The organism is Streptomyces sp. SolWspMP-5a-2 (assembly GCF_900091845.1).
Taxonomy (GTDB): domain Bacteria; phylum Actinomycetota; class Actinomycetes; order Streptomycetales; family Streptomycetaceae; genus Streptomyces; species Streptomyces doudnae.
On record NZ_FMCI01000390.1, the window covers coordinates 18,064 to 36,701 of the forward strand.

17 protein-coding genes are annotated in these 18,638 nt (G+C 72.4%); 9 read left to right on the forward strand and 8 right to left on the reverse strand.

Annotation, left to right across the window (positions count from 1 at the left end):
* Positions 1-1,542 (reverse strand): MFS transporter, encoded by a 1,542-nt coding sequence (locus GA0115242_RS38290; RefSeq protein ID WP_370672352.1) that lies wholly within the window; start codon positions 1,540-1,542, stop codon positions 1-3.
* A gap of 70 nt (positions 1,543-1,612) precedes the next feature.
* Here GA0115242_RS38290 and GA0115242_RS38300 point away from each other — a divergent pair, with 70 nt between their 5' ends.
* Positions 1,613-2,302 (forward strand): FadR/GntR family transcriptional regulator, encoded by a 690-nt coding sequence (locus GA0115242_RS38300; protein ID WP_093836272.1) that lies wholly within the window; start codon positions 1,613-1,615, stop codon positions 2,300-2,302.
* Here the strand turns inward: GA0115242_RS38300 and GA0115242_RS38305 are convergent.
* The 3 genes from GA0115242_RS38305 to fabG form a co-directional block, all read right to left on the reverse strand.
* Positions 2,283-2,627, reverse strand: a complete 345-nt coding sequence (locus GA0115242_RS38305) for a hypothetical protein (RefSeq protein ID WP_093836273.1) — start codon at positions 2,625-2,627, stop codon at positions 2,283-2,285. The two genes, GA0115242_RS38300 and GA0115242_RS38305, sit on opposite strands and share 20 nt — an antisense overlap.
* A 241-nt stretch (positions 2,628-2,868) precedes the next feature.
* Entirely contained in the window at positions 2,869-3,636 is a 768-nt protein-coding gene (fabI, locus tag GA0115242_RS38310) for an enoyl-ACP reductase FabI (RefSeq protein ID WP_093836274.1), read from the reverse strand.
* Positions 3,637-3,641: 5 nt separating this feature from the next.
* The gene (fabG, locus tag GA0115242_RS38315; RefSeq protein WP_093836275.1) at positions 3,642-4,346 is read right to left on the reverse strand and encodes a 3-oxoacyl-[acyl-carrier-protein] reductase; all 705 of its coding nucleotides are present in this window, start codon (positions 4,344-4,346) and stop codon (positions 3,642-3,644) included.
* 212 nt (positions 4,347-4,558) lie between these two features.
* On the opposite strand from fabG, the gene GA0115242_RS38320 reads away from it, so the two are divergent.
* Genes GA0115242_RS38320 through tyrS form a run of 3 tightly spaced genes read left to right on the forward strand, consistent with a single transcriptional unit; the run spans position 4,559 to position 8,786 of the window.
* Positions 4,559-6,082 (forward strand): TldD/PmbA family protein, encoded by a 1,524-nt coding sequence (locus tag GA0115242_RS38320; protein WP_093836276.1) that lies wholly within the window; start codon positions 4,559-4,561, stop codon positions 6,080-6,082.
* On the forward strand, positions 6,079-7,473 hold the full coding sequence (locus tag GA0115242_RS38325) for a metallopeptidase TldD-related protein (RefSeq protein ID WP_093836277.1): 1,395 nt from the start codon (positions 6,079-6,081) through the stop codon (positions 7,471-7,473). Before GA0115242_RS38320 ends, GA0115242_RS38325 begins: the two co-directional genes overlap by 4 nt.
* A gap of 44 nt (positions 7,474-7,517) precedes the next feature.
* Positions 7,518-8,786 carry a tyrosine--tRNA ligase gene (tyrS, locus tag GA0115242_RS38330; RefSeq protein WP_093836278.1) on the forward strand — a complete coding sequence of 423 codons (1,269 nt, stop codon included), beginning with the start codon at positions 7,518-7,520 and terminating at the stop codon, positions 8,784-8,786.
* A gap of 173 nt (positions 8,787-8,959) precedes the next feature.
* Here tyrS and GA0115242_RS38335 read toward each other — a convergent pair whose 3' ends face one another.
* Positions 8,960-9,247: a GlsB/YeaQ/YmgE family stress response membrane protein gene (locus GA0115242_RS38335; RefSeq protein WP_093836279.1), complete on the reverse strand. Its 288-nt coding sequence runs from the start codon at positions 9,245-9,247 to the stop codon at positions 8,960-8,962.
* A gap of 245 nt (positions 9,248-9,492) precedes the next feature.
* Between GA0115242_RS38335 and GA0115242_RS38340 the strand changes: the two genes are divergently transcribed.
* On the forward strand, positions 9,493-9,882 hold the full coding sequence (locus GA0115242_RS38340) for a DUF3099 domain-containing protein (protein WP_093836280.1): 390 nt from the start codon (positions 9,493-9,495) through the stop codon (positions 9,880-9,882).
* A 238-nt stretch (positions 9,883-10,120) separates the two neighbouring features.
* The gene (locus GA0115242_RS38345) at positions 10,121-10,339 is read left to right on the forward strand and encodes a hypothetical protein (protein ID WP_370672353.1); all 219 of its coding nucleotides are present in this window, start codon (positions 10,121-10,123) and stop codon (positions 10,337-10,339) included.
* On the opposite strand, the gene moaA is transcribed toward GA0115242_RS38345, so the two are convergent.
* The 3 genes from moaA to GA0115242_RS38360 all read right to left on the reverse strand — a co-directional run bounded on the left by moaA (position 10,340) and on the right by GA0115242_RS38360 (position 13,458).
* Positions 10,340-11,329, reverse strand: coding sequence for a GTP 3',8-cyclase MoaA (moaA, locus tag GA0115242_RS38350; protein WP_093836281.1), 990 nt, complete (start codon positions 11,327-11,329; stop codon positions 10,340-10,342).
* A 153-nt stretch (positions 11,330-11,482) separates the two neighbouring features.
* Entirely contained in the window at positions 11,483-13,105 is a 1,623-nt protein-coding gene (locus GA0115242_RS38355; RefSeq protein WP_093836282.1) for a solute symporter family protein, read from the reverse strand.
* Positions 13,102-13,458, reverse strand: coding sequence for a DUF485 domain-containing protein (locus tag GA0115242_RS38360; protein WP_093836283.1), 357 nt, complete (start codon positions 13,456-13,458; stop codon positions 13,102-13,104). Before GA0115242_RS38360 ends, GA0115242_RS38355 begins: the two co-directional genes overlap by 4 nt.
* 257 nt (positions 13,459-13,715) lie before the next feature.
* Here GA0115242_RS38360 and GA0115242_RS38365 point away from each other — a divergent pair, with 257 nt between their 5' ends.
* The 3 genes from GA0115242_RS38365 to GA0115242_RS38375 all read left to right on the forward strand — a co-directional run bounded on the left by GA0115242_RS38365 (position 13,716) and on the right by GA0115242_RS38375 (position 18,516).
* Positions 13,716-15,242, forward strand: coding sequence for a S8 family peptidase (locus GA0115242_RS38365; protein WP_093836284.1), 1,527 nt, complete (start codon positions 13,716-13,718; stop codon positions 15,240-15,242).
* Positions 15,243-15,433: 191 nt separating this feature from the next.
* On the forward strand, positions 15,434-16,954 hold the full coding sequence (locus tag GA0115242_RS38370; RefSeq protein ID WP_093836285.1) for a S8 family peptidase: 1,521 nt from the start codon (positions 15,434-15,436) through the stop codon (positions 16,952-16,954).
* A 167-nt stretch (positions 16,955-17,121) separates the two neighbouring features.
* A complete protein-coding gene (locus GA0115242_RS38375) occupies positions 17,122-18,516 on the forward strand; it encodes a CoA transferase (RefSeq protein ID WP_093836286.1) in 1,395 nt (464 codons plus the stop codon).
* The last annotated feature ends 122 nt before the right edge of the window (positions 18,517-18,638 follow it).

An 18,638-nucleotide genomic window follows, 5' to 3' on the forward strand; every position in this document is an offset into this window, starting at 1 on the left:
TCAGCGGGCGGCCTCGTCCTCCACCGTGCGGTTGCGTCCGGCCAGCACGCCGACCGCCATCTGCGGCACCATGAGGCCCGCCATGAGGGCGATGGGCAGGCCCCAGCCGCCGCTGCTCTGGTAGAGCACGCCGACCAGGAGCGGTCCGGGGACGGAGATCAGGTAGCCGGCGCTCTGCGCGAACGCCGAGAGCTGGGCGACGCCCGCGCCGGTGCGGGCGCGCATGCCGACCATGGTCAGGGCGAGCGGGAACGCGCAGTTGGCGATGCCGAGGAGCACGGCCCAGGCCCAGGCGCCCGCGGCGGGCGCGAGGTAGAGACCGGCGTACCCGGCCAGTCCGCACAGGCCGAGGGCGACGACGATGGGGCCCTGGTGGGGCAGCCGGGTCGCGACGCGCGGGATGACGAAGGCGAGCGGGACGCCCATCACCATCGTCACGGCGAGCAGCAGCCCCGAGGTGCCCGCGGAGACGCCCGCGTCCCGGAAGATCTGCGCCATCCAGCCCATGGTGATGTAGGCGGCGGTCGCCTGGAGCCCGAAGAAGACGGCGAGCGCCCAGGCGATGCGGCTGCGGGTGATCCGCAGGGCGGGCGGGGCGGCGGCGGGGGCCTGCGCGGTCGTGGCCGCGTCCCGGGCGGTCGTCGCGGGGCCCGGGGCAGCGGCAGCGGGGTCCTGGGCGGTCGCGGGAGGGCCCTGGACGTCCGCGGGGGCGCCGTGGGGGGCGTCCACGGGGTGGTCGCCCGTCCGGGTCCCCGGCGCCGTCGTGGGGCCGCCGGTGGCGGTGCCGGCGGTGCGCACGCGCGCGGGGTCCCTCCGCTCCCCCGCCCGGCCCCGCGCGTCGTCGCGGCGGTCGCGCACGAACGGGATCCACGGCAGCACCGCCACCGCGGCGAGGGCGGCCCAGACGCCGAGGCCCGAGCGCCAGTCGCCGCCGAGGGCGTCGGTGAGGGGGACGGTCACGGCCGCCGCGGCGGAGGTGCCCAGCGCGAGCGCCATGGAGTACAGGCCGGTCATGGAGCCGACCCGGTCGGGGAACCAGCGCTTGACGATGACCGGCATCAGGACGTTGCTGACCGCGATGCCCATCAGGGCGAGGGCGCTGGCGGCGAGGAATCCGGCCGTGCCGCCCGCGAAGGGGCGGATCACCAGACCGGCGGTGATGGCCACCATGCCCGCGCAGACCACGGCGGCCGGTCCGAAGCGGCGGGCCAGGCGCGGGGCCATGACGCCGAAGACGGCGAAGCAGACCGGGGGCACGGAGGTGAGCAGCCCGGCGACGCCGCCGCTCATGCCGAGCCCGTCGCGGACCTCTTCGAGGAGGGCGCCGAGGCTGGTGATGGCGGGCCTGAGGTTGAGGGCGGTCAGCACGATGCCCGCCATGAGCAGACGTGCCGTCCACGCGCGCGTGGTGGATCTCGCGTCCGCCGCGCCGTCCGGCGGGCCCGTGCGTACGGCCGTCGCCGCGGTGGGGTCCGGTCCGGGGGTGCCTATGTGCGGGGACGACGTCGTCCGGGTTTCCTCGCTTACCATAAGGCCCATCATAGAATGATGGGATGTTTTGCTGTCCATCCCCGGGTCGCCGCCACCCGGTCCCCCCGTGCGAAGGTGTGCCATGCCTCTGAGCCACCCACGCCGTTCGGTGCTGTCCGAGCAGGTCATCGCCGAACTGCGGAACCAGATCACCTCGGGTGAGTGGCCGGTCGGATCGCGCATCCCGACGGAGCCCGAGCTGGTCGAGCAGCTCGGGGTCGCCCGCAACACCGTCCGCGAGGCGGTCCGCGCGCTGGCCCACAACGGCCTGCTGGCCATCCGGCAGGGCTCGGGGACCTACGTGGTGGCCACCAGCGAGCTGGCGGGCGTGATGCACCGCAGGTTCGCCGACGCCGACCCGCGTCACATCGCGGAGCTGCGGGCCACCCTGGAGTCGTCGGCGGCCCGGATGGCGGCCGAGCGGCGCACCGAGAAGGACCTGGGGCAGCTCGACGCGCTGCTCGCCCGGCGGGAGCGGGCCTGGCGGTCGGGCGACACGGAGGCGTTCGTGTCGGCGGACGCGACGTTCCACCTCGCGGTGGTGTCGGCCTCCCACAACGACGTGGTGACCGCGATGTACGCGGACCTCGGCGAGGTGCTGCTGGCCTGGCTGCGCGAGGACGTCGGCTCGGAGCTGACGCCGGAGACGTACATGGACCACGCCCGGCTGGTCGACGCGATCCGCGCGGGCGACACCGAGGCGGCCGGGGCGGAGGCGGCGAGCTACCCGTTCCTGTGCCGCCCGAGCCGCTTCAGCCCTTCTGGTGGCTGACCCAGACCGCGCCGACGTCCTTCCAGCAGCGGCCGGTCAGCCGCACGGTCATGGCCGGTCCCGCGGCCACCGGGCTGCCGTCGCTGCCCACGTCCCACCAGCGGTCGCACTGGACGTGCAGGCTGACGCGGTCGGTCTCCGGATACGGGTTGTGGCAGTAGGCGGTCACGTGCGAGCCGCGCACCGCGGTGCGGCAGGCGGCTCCGAACAGCTCCGGCGCGGGGACGGGCGTCTTCACGCGCGCGTGCGGGACGGCCTCGTACGGCAGGGACAGCAAGAGGGCGACGGCGACGGTCGCTGAGGCCGTGCTCCTGGACATGCGCACAAGGGAGACCTCCTCGGCCGTGCTCGGGAGGGGAGTCGCGCGGTGGGGACGGGTACGCCTCCAGGGTGCGGGCCGTTCGGCCCCCGCCGCCCGGTCGGCTAGGCCGAACGGGCGATACGCGGGGCGTGCACCGGAGGAGTCAGCCGGGTCCCGCGCCGGCGCACGGCGCGTGGAGGCGCGCACGCCCGAGGGCCCGCGCCGGTCGTGCGGCGCGGGCCCTCGGGGGTGCTCGGTGCGGCTGTCAGGCGCCGATGGCGTGCAGGCCGCCGTCCACGTGGACGATCTCGCCCGTGGTCTTCGGGAACCAGTCGCTCAGCAGGGCGACGACGCCCTTGCCGGCCGGCTCCGGGTCCTTGAGGTCCCACTCCAGCGGGGAGCGGGTGTCCCAGACGGCGGCCAGGTCGCTGAAGCCCGGGATGGACTTGGCGGCCATGGAGGCGAGCGGACCCGCCGAGACGAGGTTGCAGCGGATGTTCTGCTTGCCCAGGTCACGGGCGAGGTAGCGGCTGGTGGCCTCCAGGGCGGCCTTGGCCGGGCCCATCCAGTCGTACTGCGGCCACGCGTACTGCGCGTCGAAGGTGAGGCCGACGACCGCGCCGCCGTTCTGCATCAGCGGCAGGCAGGCCATCGTCAGCGACTTCAGGGAGAAGGCGGAGACGTGCATCGCGGTGGAGACCGACTCGAACGGCGTGTTGAGGAAGTTGCCGCCGAGCGCGTCCTGCGGCGCGAAGCCGATGGAGTGCACGACGCCGTCGAGGGTGCCCAGCTCCTCGCCGACCACGTCGGCCAGCCGCCCGAGGTGCTCGTCGTTGGTGACGTCCAGCTCGATGACCTTGGCGGGCTTGGGCAGCTTGCGGGCGATGCGCTCGGTCAGCGTGGGCCGCGGGAAGGCGGTCAGGATGATCTCGGCGCCCTGCTCCTGGGCCAGCTTGGCGGTGTGGAAGGCGATGGAGGACTCCATCAGCACACCGGTGATCAGGACGCGCTTGCCTTCGAGGATTCCGCTCATGGTGGTCAGTGCCCCATTCCCAGTCCGCCGTCAACCGGGATGACGGCTCCAGTGATGTACGACGCGTCGTCCGAGGCGAGGAACCGCACCGCCGCGGCGATCTCCTCCGGCTGCGCGTAACGGCCGAGCGGCACCTGCGACACGATGCCCGCGCGCTGTTCCTCGGTGAGCACCTGCGTCATGTCGGTGTCGACGAAGCCGGGCGCGACGACGTTGAAGGTGATGTTGCGCGACCCCAGCTCACGGGCGAGGGAGCGCGCGAAGCCGACGAGCCCGGCCTTGGAGGCGGCGTAGTTCGCCTGTCCCGCGGAGCCGAGGAGACCGACCACCGAGGAGATCAGGACGACGCGTCCCTTGCGGGCGCGCAGCATGCCGCGGTTGGCCCGCTTGACGACACGGAAGGTGCCGGTGAGGTTGGTGTCGACGACCGAGGTGAAGTCCTCCTCGGACATGCGCATCAGGAGCTGGTCCTTGGTGACGCCGGCGTTGGCCACGAGGATCTCCACCGGGCCGTGCTCGGCCTCGATCTCCTTGTAGGCCTGCTCCACCTGCTCGGTGTCGGTGATGTCGCACTTGACGGCGAGGAAGCCGGCCGGCGGCTCTCCCGAACGGTAGGTGACGGCGACCTTGTCGCCGGCGTCGGCGAACGCGCGGGCGATGGCGAGGCCGATGCCCCGGTTTCCTCCGGTGACGAGAACCGAGCGGCTCAACGGATCACCCTTTCGATAGCGGTATGACAGCCCCGCCCGAACACCTGCATGACAGGCGGGTTCCTCGAAAACCTATCGGTAGGGACCCGGCCCCGGAGAATCGGGCACCGACAGGGACATCAGGGCGTCACTGTGGGGTCCCTACAGAAACGGGCGGCCGGTGCGACATCATCGGAGCGACCACCGGTCACGACAGGCAGGGAGAGACCTCGGTGCCTCATTCCATCGACGAAGCCTTCACGGCGCTGCCGCTACGCGCCCTCGCCGACGCCGCGCTGGCCCGCGCGCGTGCGCTCGGCGCCGAGCACGCCGACTTCCGGTTCGAGCGGGTGCGCAGCGCGTCCTGGCGGCTCAGGGACGCCAAGCCCGCCGGGTCCTCGGACACCACCGACCTCGGGTACGCGGTGCGGGTGGTGCACGGCGGGACGTGGGGGTTCGCGTCCGGCGTCGATCTGACGATGGACGCGGCGGCCCGCGTCGCCTCCCAGGCCGTCGCGATGGCCAAGCTCTCCGCGCAGGTCATCAAGGCGGCCGGGTCGGACGAGCGGGTGGAGCTGGCGGACGAGCCGGTGCACCCCGAGAAGACCTGGACGTCGTCGTACGTGATCGATCCGTTCACCGTGCCCGACGAGGAGAAGTCGGCGCTGCTGGCCGACTGGAGCGCGCGGCTGCTCGGCGCGCGCGGGGTCAACCACGTCGACGCCTCGCTGCTCACCGTGCACGAGAACAAGTTCTACGCGGACACGGCGGGCACCGTGACGACGCAGCAGCGGGTCAGGCTGCATCCGCAGCTCTCGGCCGTGTCGGTGGACGAGTCGAGCGGCGAGTTCGACTCGATGCGCACGGTGGCGCCGCCCGCCGGACGCGGCTGGGAGTACCTGACCGGCACCGGCTGGGACTGGGACGGCGAGCTGGAGCGCATCCCGGAGCTGCTGGCCGAGAAGATGCGCGCGCCGAGCGTCGAGCCGGGCCTCTACGACCTGGTCGTGGACCCGTCGAACCTGTGGCTGACGATCCACGAGTCCATCGGGCACGCCACCGAGCTGGACCGCGCGCTGGGGTACGAGGCGGCCTACGCCGGGACCTCGTTCGCCACCTTCGACCAGCTCGGCAGGCTCAGGTACGGCTCCGAGCTGATGAACGTCACGGGCGACCGCACCGCCGAGCACGGCCTGGCGACCGTCGGCTACGACGACGAGGGCGTCGAGGCGCAGTCCTGGGACCTCGTCAAGGACGGCACCCTGGTCGGCTACCAGCTCGACCGCAGGATCGCGCGGCTGACCGGGTTCGAGCGCTCCAACGGGTGCGCGTTCGCGGACTCCCCCGGGCACGTGCCGGTCCAGCGGATGGCGAACGTGTCGCTGCGGCCCGATCCGGCGGGCCTCTCCACGGAGGACCTGATCGGCGGGGTCGACCGCGGGATCTACGTGGTCGGGGACCGGTCCTGGTCGATCGACATGCAGCGGTACAACTTCCAGTTCACCGGTCAGCGGTTCTTCAGGATCGAGAACGGCCGGATCACCGGGCAGCTGCGGGACGTCGCCTACCAGGCCACCACCACCGACTTCTGGGGCTCGATGGCCGCCGTGGGCGGTCCGCAGACCTATGTCCTGGGGGGCGCGTTCAACTGCGGCAAGGCGCAGCCGGGCCAGGTCGCCGCCGTCTCGCACGGCTGCCCGTCCGCTCTCTTCAAGGGCGTCAACATCCTCAACACCACGCAGGAGGCCGGTCGATGAGCGCCCGTACGTCCACGCCGCACGAGATCGTCGAGCGGGCGCTGGAGCTGTCCACCGCCGACGGCTGCGTCGTGATCGCCGACGAGCAGTCGTCCGCCAACCTGCGGTGGGCGGGCAACGCGCTCACCACCAACGGGGTCACCCGCGGGCGCAGGCTCACCGTCGTCGCGACCGTGGACGGCGGCCGGGGCACCGCCTCCGGTGTCGTCTCGCGGTCCGCGGTCACCGCGGACGAGCTGGAGCCGCTGGTGCGGGCCGCGGAGGCCGCCGCGCGCGGCGCGGGTCCGGCCGAGGACGCGCAGCCGCTGGTGACCGGCGTCCCGCTGTCGCCCGACTTCACCGACGGGCCGGGCGAGACGACGTCGGCGGTCTTCGCGGAGTTCGCGCCCGCCCTCGGGGAGGCGTTCGCACGCGCGCGTGCGGGCGGCCGTGAGCTGTACGGCTTCGCCCACCACGAGCTGGTCACCAGCTACCTCGGCACCTCGACGGGGCTGCGGCTGCGGCACGACCAGCCCAACGGCACGCTGGAGCTGAACGCCAAGTCGCCCGACCGCGCCCGCTCGGCGTGGGCGGGACGGGCCACCCGGGACTTCAAGGACGTCGACCCGGCGGCCCTGGACGCCGAGCTGGCCGTCCGGCTCGGCTGGGCCGAGCGGCGGGTGGAGCTGCCCGCCGGGCGGTACGAGACGCTGCTGCCGCCGACGGCCGTAGCCGACCTGTTGATCTACCAGTACTGGTCGGCGTCGGGCCGGGACGCGGTGGAGGGCCGGACGGTGTTCTCGCAGCCCGGTGGCGGCACGCGGCTGGGCGACCGGCTCGCGGAGCTGCCGCTGACCCTGCGCAGCGACCCGTCCGAGCCCGGTCTCGAGTCGGCGCCGTTCGTGCTCGCGCACTCCTCGGGCGGCGACGAGTCGGTGTTCGACAACGGGCTGCCGATCGGGGCGACCGAGTGGATCCGCGAGGGCGAGCTGTCCCGGCTGACGACGACCCGGCACAGCGCGGCCCTGACCGGTCTGCCGGTGTCGCCGACCGTCGACAACCTGATCCTGGACGGGGGTGACGACCGTTCGCTGGCGGAGATGGTCGCGTCCACCGAGCGCGGGCTGCTGCTGACCTGCCTCTGGTACATCCGCGAGGTGGACCCGGCGACGCTGCTGCTGACCGGGCTGACCCGGGACGGCGTGTACCTGGTCGAGAACGGCGAGGTGACCGGGGAGGTCAACAACTTCCGGTTCAACGAGTCGCCGGTGGGGCTGCTGCGGCGGGCCACCGAGGCGGGGCGCACCGAGAAGACGCTGCCCAGGGAGTGGGGCGACTGGTTCACCCGGGCCGCGATGCCCGCGCTGCGGGTGCCGGATTTCAATATGAGCTCTGTCAGTCAGGGCGTATAACCTCGTACCCGGATCACGAGACCACCCGAGGAGATACGAGAACCGTGACGGACATCGTCGACGAGCTGAAGTGGCGTGGGCTGTGGGCCCAGTCCACTGACGAGGACGCACTGCGCAAGGCGCTCGCGGACGGTCCGGTCACGTTCTATTGCGGCTTCGACCCGACCGCGGCCTCCCTGCACGTCGGCCATCTGGTGCAGGTGCTGACCATGCGGCGCTTCCAGCAGGCGGGGCTGCGGCCGCTGGCGCTGGTCGGCGGGGCCACCGGGCAGATCGGTGACCCCCGTCCGACGGCCGAGCGCACCCTGAACGACCCGGAGACGGTCGCGAACTGGGTGACGAGGCTGCGCTCGCAGATCGAGCCGTTCCTGTCCTTCGAGGGCGAGAACGCGGCGGTCATGGTCAACAACCTGGACTGGACGGCCGGGCTCTCCGCGATCGAGTTCCTGCGGGACATCGGCAAGCACTTCCGCGTCAACAAGATGCTGACCAAGGACTCCGTGGCCCGGCGCCTGGAGTCGCAGGAGGGCATCAGCTACACGGAGTTCAGCTACCAGCTCCTCCAGGGCATGGACTTCCTGGAGCTGTACCGGCGCTACGGCTGCACGCTCCAGCAGGGCGGCTCGGACCAGTGGGGCAACCTGACGGCCGGGCTCGACCTGATCCACCGTCTGGAGCCGGGGGCGTCGGCGCACTGTGTGGCCACGCCGCTGATGGTCAAGGCGGACGGCACCAAGTTCGGCAAGACCGAGGGCGGCGCCGTCTGGCTCGACCCGGAGATGACGACGCCGTACGCGTTCTACCAGTTCTGGCTGAACGTGGACGACCAGGACATCTCCGGCTACATGCGGATCCTGTCGTTCCGCTCCCGGGCGGAGCTGGAGGAGCTGGAGGAGCAGACCGCGCAGCGTCCGCAGGCGCGGGCGGCGCAGCGGGCGCTGGCCGAGGAGCTGACGACCCTGGTGCACGGCGCGGACCAGACGGCCGCGGTGATCGCCGCGTCGAAGGCCCTGTTCGGCCAGGGCGAGCTGGCCGACCTGGACGAGCGGACGCTCGCCGCGTCGCTCTCCGAGGTGCCGCACATCCAGGTGCGCGAGCTGTCGCCCGTCGTGGACCTGTTCGCCGAGGTCGGCCTGGTGGCCAGCAAGTCCGCCGCGCGCCGGACGGTGAAGGAGGGCGGGGCCTACGTGAACAACGCGAAGGTCGCCGGTGAGGACGCGGTGCCGACCGCGGCCGACCTGATCCACGGACGGTGGCTGGTGCTGCGGCGCGGGAAGCGCAACCTCGCCGCCGTCGAGGTGACCGGGGCGTAGCCGGGACGGGGTGCGCACGCACGCGGTGAGGGGCGCGGGATCGGTGATCCCGCGCCCCTCTCGTCGTCCGCGGGGCCCGTGCGGGCGGTCGGCGGCCCGGTCCGCGGGCCGCTCGTCCGGCCTCGTCCGCGCCCCTCGCCGGCTCTTTCGCGCCGGTCACCGCCCCGGTGGGGTCAGGTGCGGCCGCGCTGCTGCTTGCGCTTGCCGAGCGTCGCCATGTAGAGCATGTCGCCGACCGCGACGATGATGATCGCGGCGATCAGCTGGAAGAGGTGGCGGGTCCAGTCGATGCCCGAGGTGTTGGCCACTCCGGCGGCTCGCGCGACAGCGTTACCGACGATCGCGCCCAGCATGCCGAAGATCGTCGTCAGCCACAGGGGGCTGTGCTGCTTGCCCGGGATGATCGCCTTCGCGATCAGGCCCAGCACGAATCCGACGATGATCGCCCACAACCAGCCCATGGCTGCCTCCTGGTTCAGCTCGACGTGAGCATTTCGCCCAGTGTCGGGCCGTCGGCGCCCCGCCGCACGTCGGGCCGGGTCAGGGCGGTGCGGCCGGGGTGACCCGTTCGCGTGGGGGCGCGGGCCCCCGCTCTCGTCGTCCCGGCGGGCGCGGCGTACCGTGGTTGCTGCCCGGAGGAAGCACCGAGCGGAGAGGCGCCGGGCCTGGGCCGGGAGAGTCCGATGCGGGCGGATGGTGGACAGTGATGCTGAAGCGGCACGGCGACAGCCAGGTTTTCCGGATCACCGGAGCCCGTACCGGACTGGACGAGGACGTCCGCGGACGGCAGCGCCGGTACGTCATCTCCATGCTGATCCGCACCCTGTCCGTGATCCTCGCGGCGACCCTGTGGAACGTCGAACGGCACGTCGCCGTCGTGGCGTTGGTGCTGGGGGTGCTGCTGCCCTACGTCGCGGTGGTGATCGCCAACGCCGGGCGGGAGAACGCGCCGGGGCTGCCCACCACGTTCGTGACCGCTCCGGTGCGGCCGATGCTCGCCGCGCCGCGTTCCGACGGCGCTTTCGGGGAGGGCGGCGCGGACGGTGGCGCCGAGCGTGCGCCGGGCGCGCGGAGCGGTCCCAGGGAGTCGGCCTGACGCCGTGCGGGTGGCCGAAAAGCGGAAGGTCGGCGCCCGCCAAGCTCAGGAAAAGCTCAGATCAATCATGTTGTTCCGGTGCCGGGCCGTGGGTGACCCGTGACATACTTCGTAGGCGCTCCGCATCCCCCGTCGGAGCGACGGACCGACGCCGGGCAGCTCCCCCCGTGGCTGCTCGGCGTCGCCTTGTGTGGCGGCCGTCCAGCCGTGTTCACCCCCCTCTCTGCGAGACGATCCTGTGAGTGACGAGACCCCGATCTGCTCCGCCAAGGGCTGCCGTGCCGCCGCCGTGTGGGTCCTGGCCTGGAACAACCCGAAGCTGCACACCCCGGACCGCCGCAAGACGTGGCTGGCCTGCGAGGAGCACCGGGAGCACCTGTCGCAGTTCCTGGGCGTGCGAGGGTTCCTGAAGGACGTCGTGCCGCTGGCCGAGTGGGAGGCGGGCGCGACCGGCTAGTCAGCCGCCGATCGCGGACATCGGGCGGTCGGGCTGGAGGAACGTCGGGTCGTCCAGACCGGAACCGGCCTTCTTTCCCCACATGGCGGTGCGCCAGATGCGGGCGATCTCCTCGTCCGGGGCGCCGGAGCGCAGGGCCGCGCGCAGGTCGGTCTCCTCGCGGGCGAAGAGGCAGGTGCGTATCTGGCCGTCGGCGGTGAGCCGGGTGCGGTCGCAGGCGGCGCAGAACGGGCGGGTCACGGAGGCGATGACGCCGACGCGCTGGGGACCGCCGTCGACCCTCCAGCGTTCGGCGGGGGCCGAGCCGCGCGCGTCGGAGCCCTCGGGGGTCAGCTCGAAGCGGGTGCGCAGGGCGGCCAGGATGTCGTCGGCGGTGACCATGCCCTCACGCTTCCAGCCGTGCTGGGCGTCGAGCGGCATCTGCTCGATGAAGCGCAGCTCGTAGCCGTGCTCCAGGGCCCAGGCGAGGAGGTCGGGGGCCTCGTCGGCGTTCAGGCCGGGCATCAGGACGGAGTTGACCTTGACCGGGGTGAGGCCGGCGTCCTGGGCGGCGGCGAGTCCGTCGAGGACGTCCGCCAGGCGGTCGCGGCGGGTGAGGGCCTTGAAGACGTCGGGCCGCAGGGTGTCGAGGGAGACGTTGACGCGGTCGAGACCCGCCTCCTCGAGCGCCTTCGCGGTGCGCTTGAGGCCGATGCCGTTGGTGGTGAGGGACATCCGGGGGCGGGCGCCGAGCGCGGCGACCCGCTCCACGATGCCGGTCAGGCCAGGCCGCAGCAGGGGTTCGCCGCCGGTGAAGCGGACCTCCTCGATGCCCAGGGAGGTGACGGCGATGTCGATCAGGCGGACGATCTCGTCGTCGGTGAGCAGATCGGGCTTGGCCAGCCAGCTCAGACCCTCTTCGGGCATGCAGTACGTGCACCGCAGATTGCACCGGTCGGTGAGCGAGACCCGCAGGTCGGTGGCGGTCCGGCCGTAGGTGTCGATGAGCACGTGGGCCCCCTTTCCTCGCGCCGGTCCGTACGTTCATCCGTCACCTGCGAGCCTACGCGACGCCTGTGACAGCGACAGGGCCCGATCCCACGAGGTACGGCCCGGCCGCGTCGTAGGGAGCTACGACGCGGCCGGGCCGCGGGGTACGGACGGTCAGTGGGCGCCCGTTCCGGTCAGGGACCTGACCTCGAGCTCCGCGTACTTGCCCGCGTCGGGCTCCTCCTTGGAGAGGTAGGTGCCGACGATGCCGAGCAGGAAGCCGACCGGGATCGAGATGATGCCCGGGTTCTCCAGCGGGAACCAGTGGAAGTCGACGTCCGGGAACATCGAGGTGGGCTTGCCGGAGACGACCGGCGAGAACAGCACCAGGCCGACGGCGGTGACCAGGCCGCCGTAGATCGACCAGAGGGCTCCCGAGGTGGTGAACCGCTTCCAGAAGAGGCTGTAGAGCAGCGTCGGGAGGTTGGCGGAGGCGGCGACCGCGAAGGCGAGGGCGACCAGTCCCGCGACGTTCAGGTCACGGGCCAGGGCGCCGAGCACGATGGAGACGGCGCCGATACCGACGGTCGCCCAGCGGGCCGCGCCGATCTCCTGCTTCTCGCTCGCGGTGCCCTTCTTGATGACGTTCGCGTAGATGTCGTGCGCGAACGACGAGGACGACGCCAGGGTCAGGCCCGCCACGACGGCCAGGATGGTGGCGAAGGCGACCGCGGAGATGGTGGCCAGCAGGATCGCGCCCCAGTTGGAGTCGACGCCGCCGAGGTGCAGGGCGAGCAGCGGCGCCGCCGTGTTGCCCGCCTTGTTGGAGGCGATGATCTCGTCGGGCTTGATCAGCGCGGCGGCGCCGAAGCCGAGCGCCAGGGTCATCAGGTAGAAGGCGCCGATCAGGCCGATCGCCCAGATGACGGACTTGCGGGCGGCCTTGGCGGTGGGAACGGTGTAGAAGCGGATCAGGATGTGCGGCAGACCCGCGGTGCCCAGCACCAGGGCGATGCCCAGCGAGATGAAGTCCAGCTTGGTGGTGCCAGTGGCGCCGTACTTCAGGCCGGGCTCCAGGAAGGACGAGCCCTTGCCGCTGTTGCTCGCGGCCGAGCCCAGCAGATCGGAGACGTTGAAGTGGAACTTCAGCAGGACCAGGAAGGTCAGCAGCACGGCGCCCGCGATCAGCAGCACGGCCTTGACCATCTGGACCCAGGTGGTGCCCTTCATGCCGCCGATGGTGACGTACACGATCATCAGCAGGCCGACCAGGGCGACGATGCCGATCTTGCCGCCGTCGCTGGTGATGCCGAGCAGCAGCGAGACCAGGACGCCCGCGCCCGCCATCTGCGCGAGCAGGTAGAAGATCGAGACGACGATGGTGGAGGCGCCGGCCGCGGTGCGCACCGGGCGCTGGCGCATCCGGTAGGCGAGCACGTCGCCCATGGTGTAGCGGCCGGAGTTGCGCAGCGGTTCGGCGACCAGCAGCAGGGCGACCAGCCAGGCCACCAGGAAGCCGATGGAGTACAGGAAGCCGTCGTACCCGAAGAGGGCGATGGCGCCCGCGATGCCGAGGAAGGACGCGGCGGACATGTAGTCGCCGGAGACGGCGAGGCCGTTCTGGAAGCCGGTGAACTGGCGTCCGCCCGCGTAGAAGTCGGCGGCGTCCTTGGTCTGCCGGCCGGCCCAGACGGTGATGACGAGGGTCGCGGCGACGAACACCGCGAACAGGGTGACGATCAGCGTGCGGTGCTCGGAGGCCGCGCCGCCTGCGGCGAGGGTGATCGCGGGGCTCATGCGCCGTCCTCCATGCGGGACTTGATGGCTTCGGCTCTGGGGTCGAACTTCGCGGCCGCGTGCCGCGCGTACCACCAGGCGATGAGGAACGTGCTGAGGAACTGGGCGAGGCCCAGGGCCAGGGCGACGTTGATGTTGCCGAACAGCTTGGTGCCCATGAACCCGCCTGCGTAGTTCGACAGCAGGACGTACAGCAGGTACCAGGCGATGAAGGCGACCGTCAGCGGGAAGGCGAAGCCTCGGTACGAGCCGCGCAGTTCGACGAACTCCGCGCTCTCCTGCACCGCGACGAACTCCTCGGTCGGTGGGAGTCGGTCGGGTGTCTTCGACGGTGGCGGTGTCTCGGTGGCCACGGAGTCTCCTCGCGTTGCGGGTGCTTTTGCGACAGCGGACAGGTGGGGTGGTGCTCCCTGCTCAAGGGCACGGCGGGGCACGGGGGCAGGTTCAACTCCCTTTCAACTCCCTTTGCCGTTTCCAGGTCACCTTCGAAAGGTCATTGCTGGCCAGGGAGTTGGGGAGATAGCTTCGACCAGCAGAGTTCGTCATGTACCTGCCCTGGACAGCACCTGTGTGCCGGGGCTGTCCCGTACCCGGATGATGTGGAGACCCCATGGCTCATCTGCGTTCCAGACATCGGCTCGCCCTCGCCGTACCGGTGGCGCTCTCGCTGACCGCCTCGCTGGGCTTCCTGCCCGCGGCGGCCCAGGCCGCTCCGAACCCGGAGCCGACCGCGCGGACGACCGGCGCACCGGCCTACGCCTACCTCGTCAACACCCGCCCCGGCGCCTCGGCGGTCTCGTCGGTGAGCAGGGCGGTCAGGGCGGCGGGCGGTTCCGTCGTGGTGGCGTACGAGAAGATCGGCGTGATCGTCGCGCACTCCGCCGACCCGGACTTCGGGCGTCTGATGCGCGGGGTGCGGGGCGTGCAGTCGGCGGGCGCCTCGCGCACCACCCCGGTGACGGCGGCGGCGACCACCGACGAGGGCGCGGCCCAGGTCCTCTCCACGGCCCAGGCGGCGCGGCTCGCGGGCTCCGCGGCGAAGGGGCAGGAGCCGCTGGAGGCCGACCAGTGGGACCTGCGGGCGATCGGCGCCGACCGGGCCGCCCGGATCGACCCGGGGAGCAGGAAGGTGACCGTCGCCGTGATCGACACCGGCGTCGACGACACCCACCCCGACCTCGCGCCCAACTTCTCCGCCTCCCAGTCGGCGAACTGCGCCAGCGGGAAGGCGGACACCGCCTACGGGTCCTGGCGGCCTGCGGACGCGGACCACTACCACGGCACGCACGTGGCGGGCGAGATCGCGGCGGCCCGCAACGGCGTCGGCGTCGCCGGTGTCGCGCCCGGCGTGCGGGTCGCGAGCATCACCGTGGCCCAGCCGGACGAGGACTCGCTGTTCTTCCCGGAGAGCGTGGTCTGCGCGTTCGTCTTCGCCGCCGACCACGGCGTCGAGGTCACCAACAACAGCTACTACGTCGATCCATGGCTGTACAACTGCCTGGACGACCCGGACCAGCGCGCCATTGTTGATTCGGTCAACAGGGCCCAGCTGTACGCACAGCGCAAGGGCACGCTCAACGTGGCCTCGGCGGGCAACTCCAACGACGACCTCGACGCGGACGCCCTCCTCGACGACTCCAGCCCCGACGACTCGACCCCCGTGGACCGCACGGTCGACCCGCACCGCTGCTTCGACGTGCCGACCCAGCTCCCGGGCGTGGTCACGGTCAGCGCCACCGGCGTCAAGGGCACCAAGTCGTACTACTCCAGCTACGGCGCGGGCGTGGTCGACGTGGCGGCGCCCGGCGGCGACAAGTACCAGATCCCGGACACGCCGTCGGCCAACGGCCGCGTCCTGTCCACGCTGCCGAACAACCAGTACGGCTTCCTCCAGGGCACCTCGATGGCCGCGCCGCACGTCGCGGGCGTCGCCGCGCTCCTGAAGTCCACGCACCCGCGTGCCACCCCGGCCCAGTTGCAGGCGCTGCTGAAGGCGCAGGCGGACAACCCGGGCTGCCCGGCCGACCCGTACGACGGGGACGGCGACGGCGTGGTGGACGCGACCTGCGTGGGCGGCAAGCGGGTCAACGGCTTCTACGGCCACGGGGTCGTCAACGCGCTGCGCGCGGTGAAGTGACCCCGCTCCCCGCCGGGACCCCGCGGGCCCGCGGAGGCTCCCGCACCGTACGGTCCCGCCGAGGCCGCCGTACCGCCCGTATCATCCGTTTCCTCCATATCGCCCGCCTCGTCCGGATCACCTCTCTCCGCCGTCCCTTCCGCACCACAGCCCGCTGCCCGTTCCGCGAACGAAACTGGAGACACCGACCCATGACTGCGCCTCACCCCCGTCTGCGCCGCGCGATCGTCTTCCCGCTCGGCACGGCCCTGGCGACGGCCTTCGCCTTCCTGCCGAACGTCACGGCCGCGGCCGCCCCGGCCGCCGCGCCCGTCGTGTCGGACGGCCCCGCCCTCAGCTACGTCGTCAACGTCGCTCCCGGGCGCCTGCCCGCCGCGGCGGTCAAGAGATCGATCGAGCGGGCCGGTGGCACGATCGTGACGTCGTACACGCAGATCGGCGTGATCGTCGTCCACTCGTCGAACCCCGACTTCGCGAAGACCGTCCGCAAGGTGCCGGGCGTCACGTCCGCGGGCAACACCCGCAACGCGCCGCTGCCCGCCCAGTCGACGACCGACATGGGGACCCCGAAGGCGCTCACCGCCGAGGAGCTGAAGAACGTCCAGGCGGCCGCCGCCGGGCAGGACCCGCTGGAGCCGCTCCAGTGGGACCTGCCCGCCATCAAGGCGGACAAGGCGCACGAGAAGTCGCTGGGCAGCTCCAAGGTGACCGTCGCCGTCATCGACACCGGCGTGGACGACACCCACCCCGACCTCGCGCCCAACTTCGACCGCAACGCCTCGGTCAACTGCGTCACGGGCAAGCCCGACACGACCGACGGGGCCTGGCGGCCGAGCGCCGAGGAGAGCCCGCACGGCACGCACGTGGCCGGTGAGATCGCCGCCGCCAAGAACGGCGTCGGCATGAGCGGCGTCGCGCCGGGCGTGAAGGTCGCGGGCATCAAGGTGTCCACCACCGCCGGGTACTTCTACACGGAGGCCGTGGTCTGCGGCTTCGTGTGGGCGGCCGAGCACGGCGTCGACGTCACCAACAACAGCTATTACACCGACCCCTGGTACTTCAACTGCAAGAACGACCCGGACCAGAAGGCGCTCGTCGACGCCATCACCCGGGCCACCCGGTACGCGGAGCGCAAGGGCACGGTCAACGTCGCGGCGGCCGGCAACGAGAACTACGACCTCGCCTCCGACGAGATCACCGACCCCTCGTCGCCCAACGACGGCACGCCCTCGGACCGGGTCGTCGACCCGTCCAAGTGCTACGACATACCGACCCAGCTGCCCGGCGTCGTGACCGTCGCGTCGATCGGCGCCAAGGGCCTGAAGTCGTCCTTCTCCAACCACGGCCTCGGCGTCATCGACATCGCCGCGCCGGGCGGCGACTCGACCGCCTACCAGACCCCGGCCCCGCCGGCCACCAGCGGCCTGATCCTGGGCACCCTGCCCGGCGGCAAGTGGGGCTACATGGCGGGGACGTCGATGGCCTCGCCGCACGTCGCCGGGGTGGCCGCGCTGATCAAGTCGACCCACCCGCACGCCTCGCCCGCGCTGGTGAAGGCGCTGCTGTACGCGGAGGCCGACGCCACGCCGTGCACGAACCCGTACGACATCAACGGCGACGGCAAGGTCGACGCGGTGTGCGAGGGCTCGAAGAACTACAACGGCTTCTACGGCTGGGGCGTCGCGGACGCGCTGGACGCCGTGACGAAGTAGCCGCGGGGGCGGGCACGCCCGCGTGACGAGGGCCGGACGGGTCAGTGGACCTGTCCGGCCCTTCCGTGTGCGGCCGCGCGGGTTCATGTCGCGGTCCATGTCTCCGTCCATGTCGCGGTCCATGTCGCCTCCATATGTTGATTGAATCAATAATGCATAGTGGAATCATGACTTCGATCAACACCGCATGGTCGGCCCTGGGCGGTGACCCGGAGCTGGTCGCGCGGGTGTCGGACGAGGTGCGCCGGGACGTGCTCGACGCCGGGCTCCCGGTCCGGGAGGCGGCGCGGGCCTGCGTCGCGGCGTGCTCGCTGGCCGCGGCCGAACTGGGCGCGCGGCGCACCGGAGCCGCCGAGGTGCCCTCCGTACGGGTGGACGACGGCGCGGTCGCGACGGCGTTCGTCAGCGAACGGCACCTCCGGGTGGACGGCAGGGCCACGGCCGGGTTCGCCCCGCTGTCCCGGTTCTGGCGGACCTCCGACGGCTGGGTGCGCACCCACGCGAACTACCCGCACCACCGGGCACGGCTGCTGGCCGCGCTTGACCTGCCGGACGGCGGCAGCGGCGGGGACCCGCGCGAGGCCGACGCCGTCGCCGACGCGCTCGCCGCGCGCACGTCCGCCGAGGCGGAGGACGCGGTGTACGCGGCCGGGGGTCTCGCCGTCGCGCTGCGCACCCCCGGGGAGTGGGCGGCGCACCCGCAGGCCGCCGAGGTCCGCGCCCGGCCCCTGGTGGAGCGCGCCGTCCTGGACGCTCCCCCGGCGCCGCCGCTCGCGCCCCTCGCCCGCGGCGCCGGGCCGCTGCTGCCCGCCGCCGGGCTGCGGGTCCTCGACCTGACCAGGGTGATCGCGGGCCCCGTCGCCACCCGCACGCTCGCCCTGCTGGGCGCCGACGTGCTGCGGGTGGACGCCCCGCACCTGCCCGAACTGCCCGTCCAGCACATCGACACCGGGTTCGGGAAGCGGTCGGCGCGGCTCGATCTGGCTGTGGACGGGCGCACGTTCGACGCGTTGCTCGGGTCGGCCGACGTCGTCGTCACCGGGTACCGGCCGGGCGCCCTCGACCGGTTCGGTCTGTCGCCCCTGGCGCTGGCGCGGCGGCGGCCGGGGGTGGTGGTGGCGCAGTTGTCGGCGTGGGGCGCCCACGGGCCCTGGCGGGAGCGGCGGGGCTTCGACAGCCTCGTCCAGGCGGCGACCGGGATCGCGGTGGCCGAGGGGTCGACGGAGCGGCCGGGTGCGCTGCCCGCGCAGGCCCTCGACCACGGCACCGGGTACCTGCTGGCGGCGGCGGTCCTGCGGGCGCTCACCGAGCGCGCGGACGACGGCGCGAGCCGTGTGGTGCGCCTGTCCCTCGCCCGGACGGCCGAGTGGCTGCTGCGCGGCGTCCCGCGCGAGCCGGGGCCCGGCGCTGCCTGCGACTCCCCCGACCCCTGGCTCACCGAACGCGACAGTCCCTACGGCCGTCTGCGCCACGCGCTGCCCCCGCTGTCCTTCGCGGGCGGCCCCGGGGACTGGGCACGGCCGCCGACCCACTGGGGCACGGACGCGGCGCGCTGGGAGTGAACCGCCGGGAGGGGGCGGTCCCTTGTCCGGTGCCGGAGCGTCGTCCGGTGCCGGAGCGTCCTCGCGTCACCCGTCCTGTTTCGGTTGCCCCTTTCCGTGCGGGTTGGTGAAGATCGTGAGGT

Coding starts and splice junctions, on each gene's coding strand:
- GA0115242_RS38340 (WP_093836280.1), top strand. CDS start 9,493: ATGCTGAAGCGGCACGGCGACAGCCAGGTTTTCCGGATCACCGGAGCC.
- GA0115242_RS38300 (WP_093836272.1), top strand. CDS start 1,613: ATGCCTCTGAGCCACCCACGCCGTTCGGTGCTGTCCGAGCAGGTCATC.
- GA0115242_RS38375 (WP_093836286.1), top strand. CDS start 17,122: ATGACTTCGATCAACACCGCATGGTCGGCCCTGGGCGGTGACCCGGAG.
- GA0115242_RS38290 (WP_370672352.1), bottom strand. CDS start 1,542: ATGATGGGCCTTATGGTAAGCGAGGAAACCCGGACGACGTCGTCCCCG.
- GA0115242_RS38335 (WP_093836279.1), bottom strand. CDS start 9,247: ATGGGCTGGTTGTGGGCGATCATCGTCGGATTCGTGCTGGGCCTGATC.
- GA0115242_RS38370 (WP_093836285.1), top strand. CDS start 15,434: ATGACTGCGCCTCACCCCCGTCTGCGCCGCGCGATCGTCTTCCCGCTC.
- GA0115242_RS38355 (WP_093836282.1), bottom strand. CDS start 13,105: ATGAGCCCCGCGATCACCCTCGCCGCAGGCGGCGCGGCCTCCGAGCAC.
- GA0115242_RS38325 (WP_093836277.1), top strand. CDS start 6,079: ATGAGCGCCCGTACGTCCACGCCGCACGAGATCGTCGAGCGGGCGCTG.
- GA0115242_RS38365 (WP_093836284.1), top strand. CDS start 13,716: ATGGCTCATCTGCGTTCCAGACATCGGCTCGCCCTCGCCGTACCGGTG.
- fabI (WP_093836274.1), bottom strand. CDS start 3,636: ATGAGCGGAATCCTCGAAGGCAAGCGCGTCCTGATCACCGGTGTGCTG.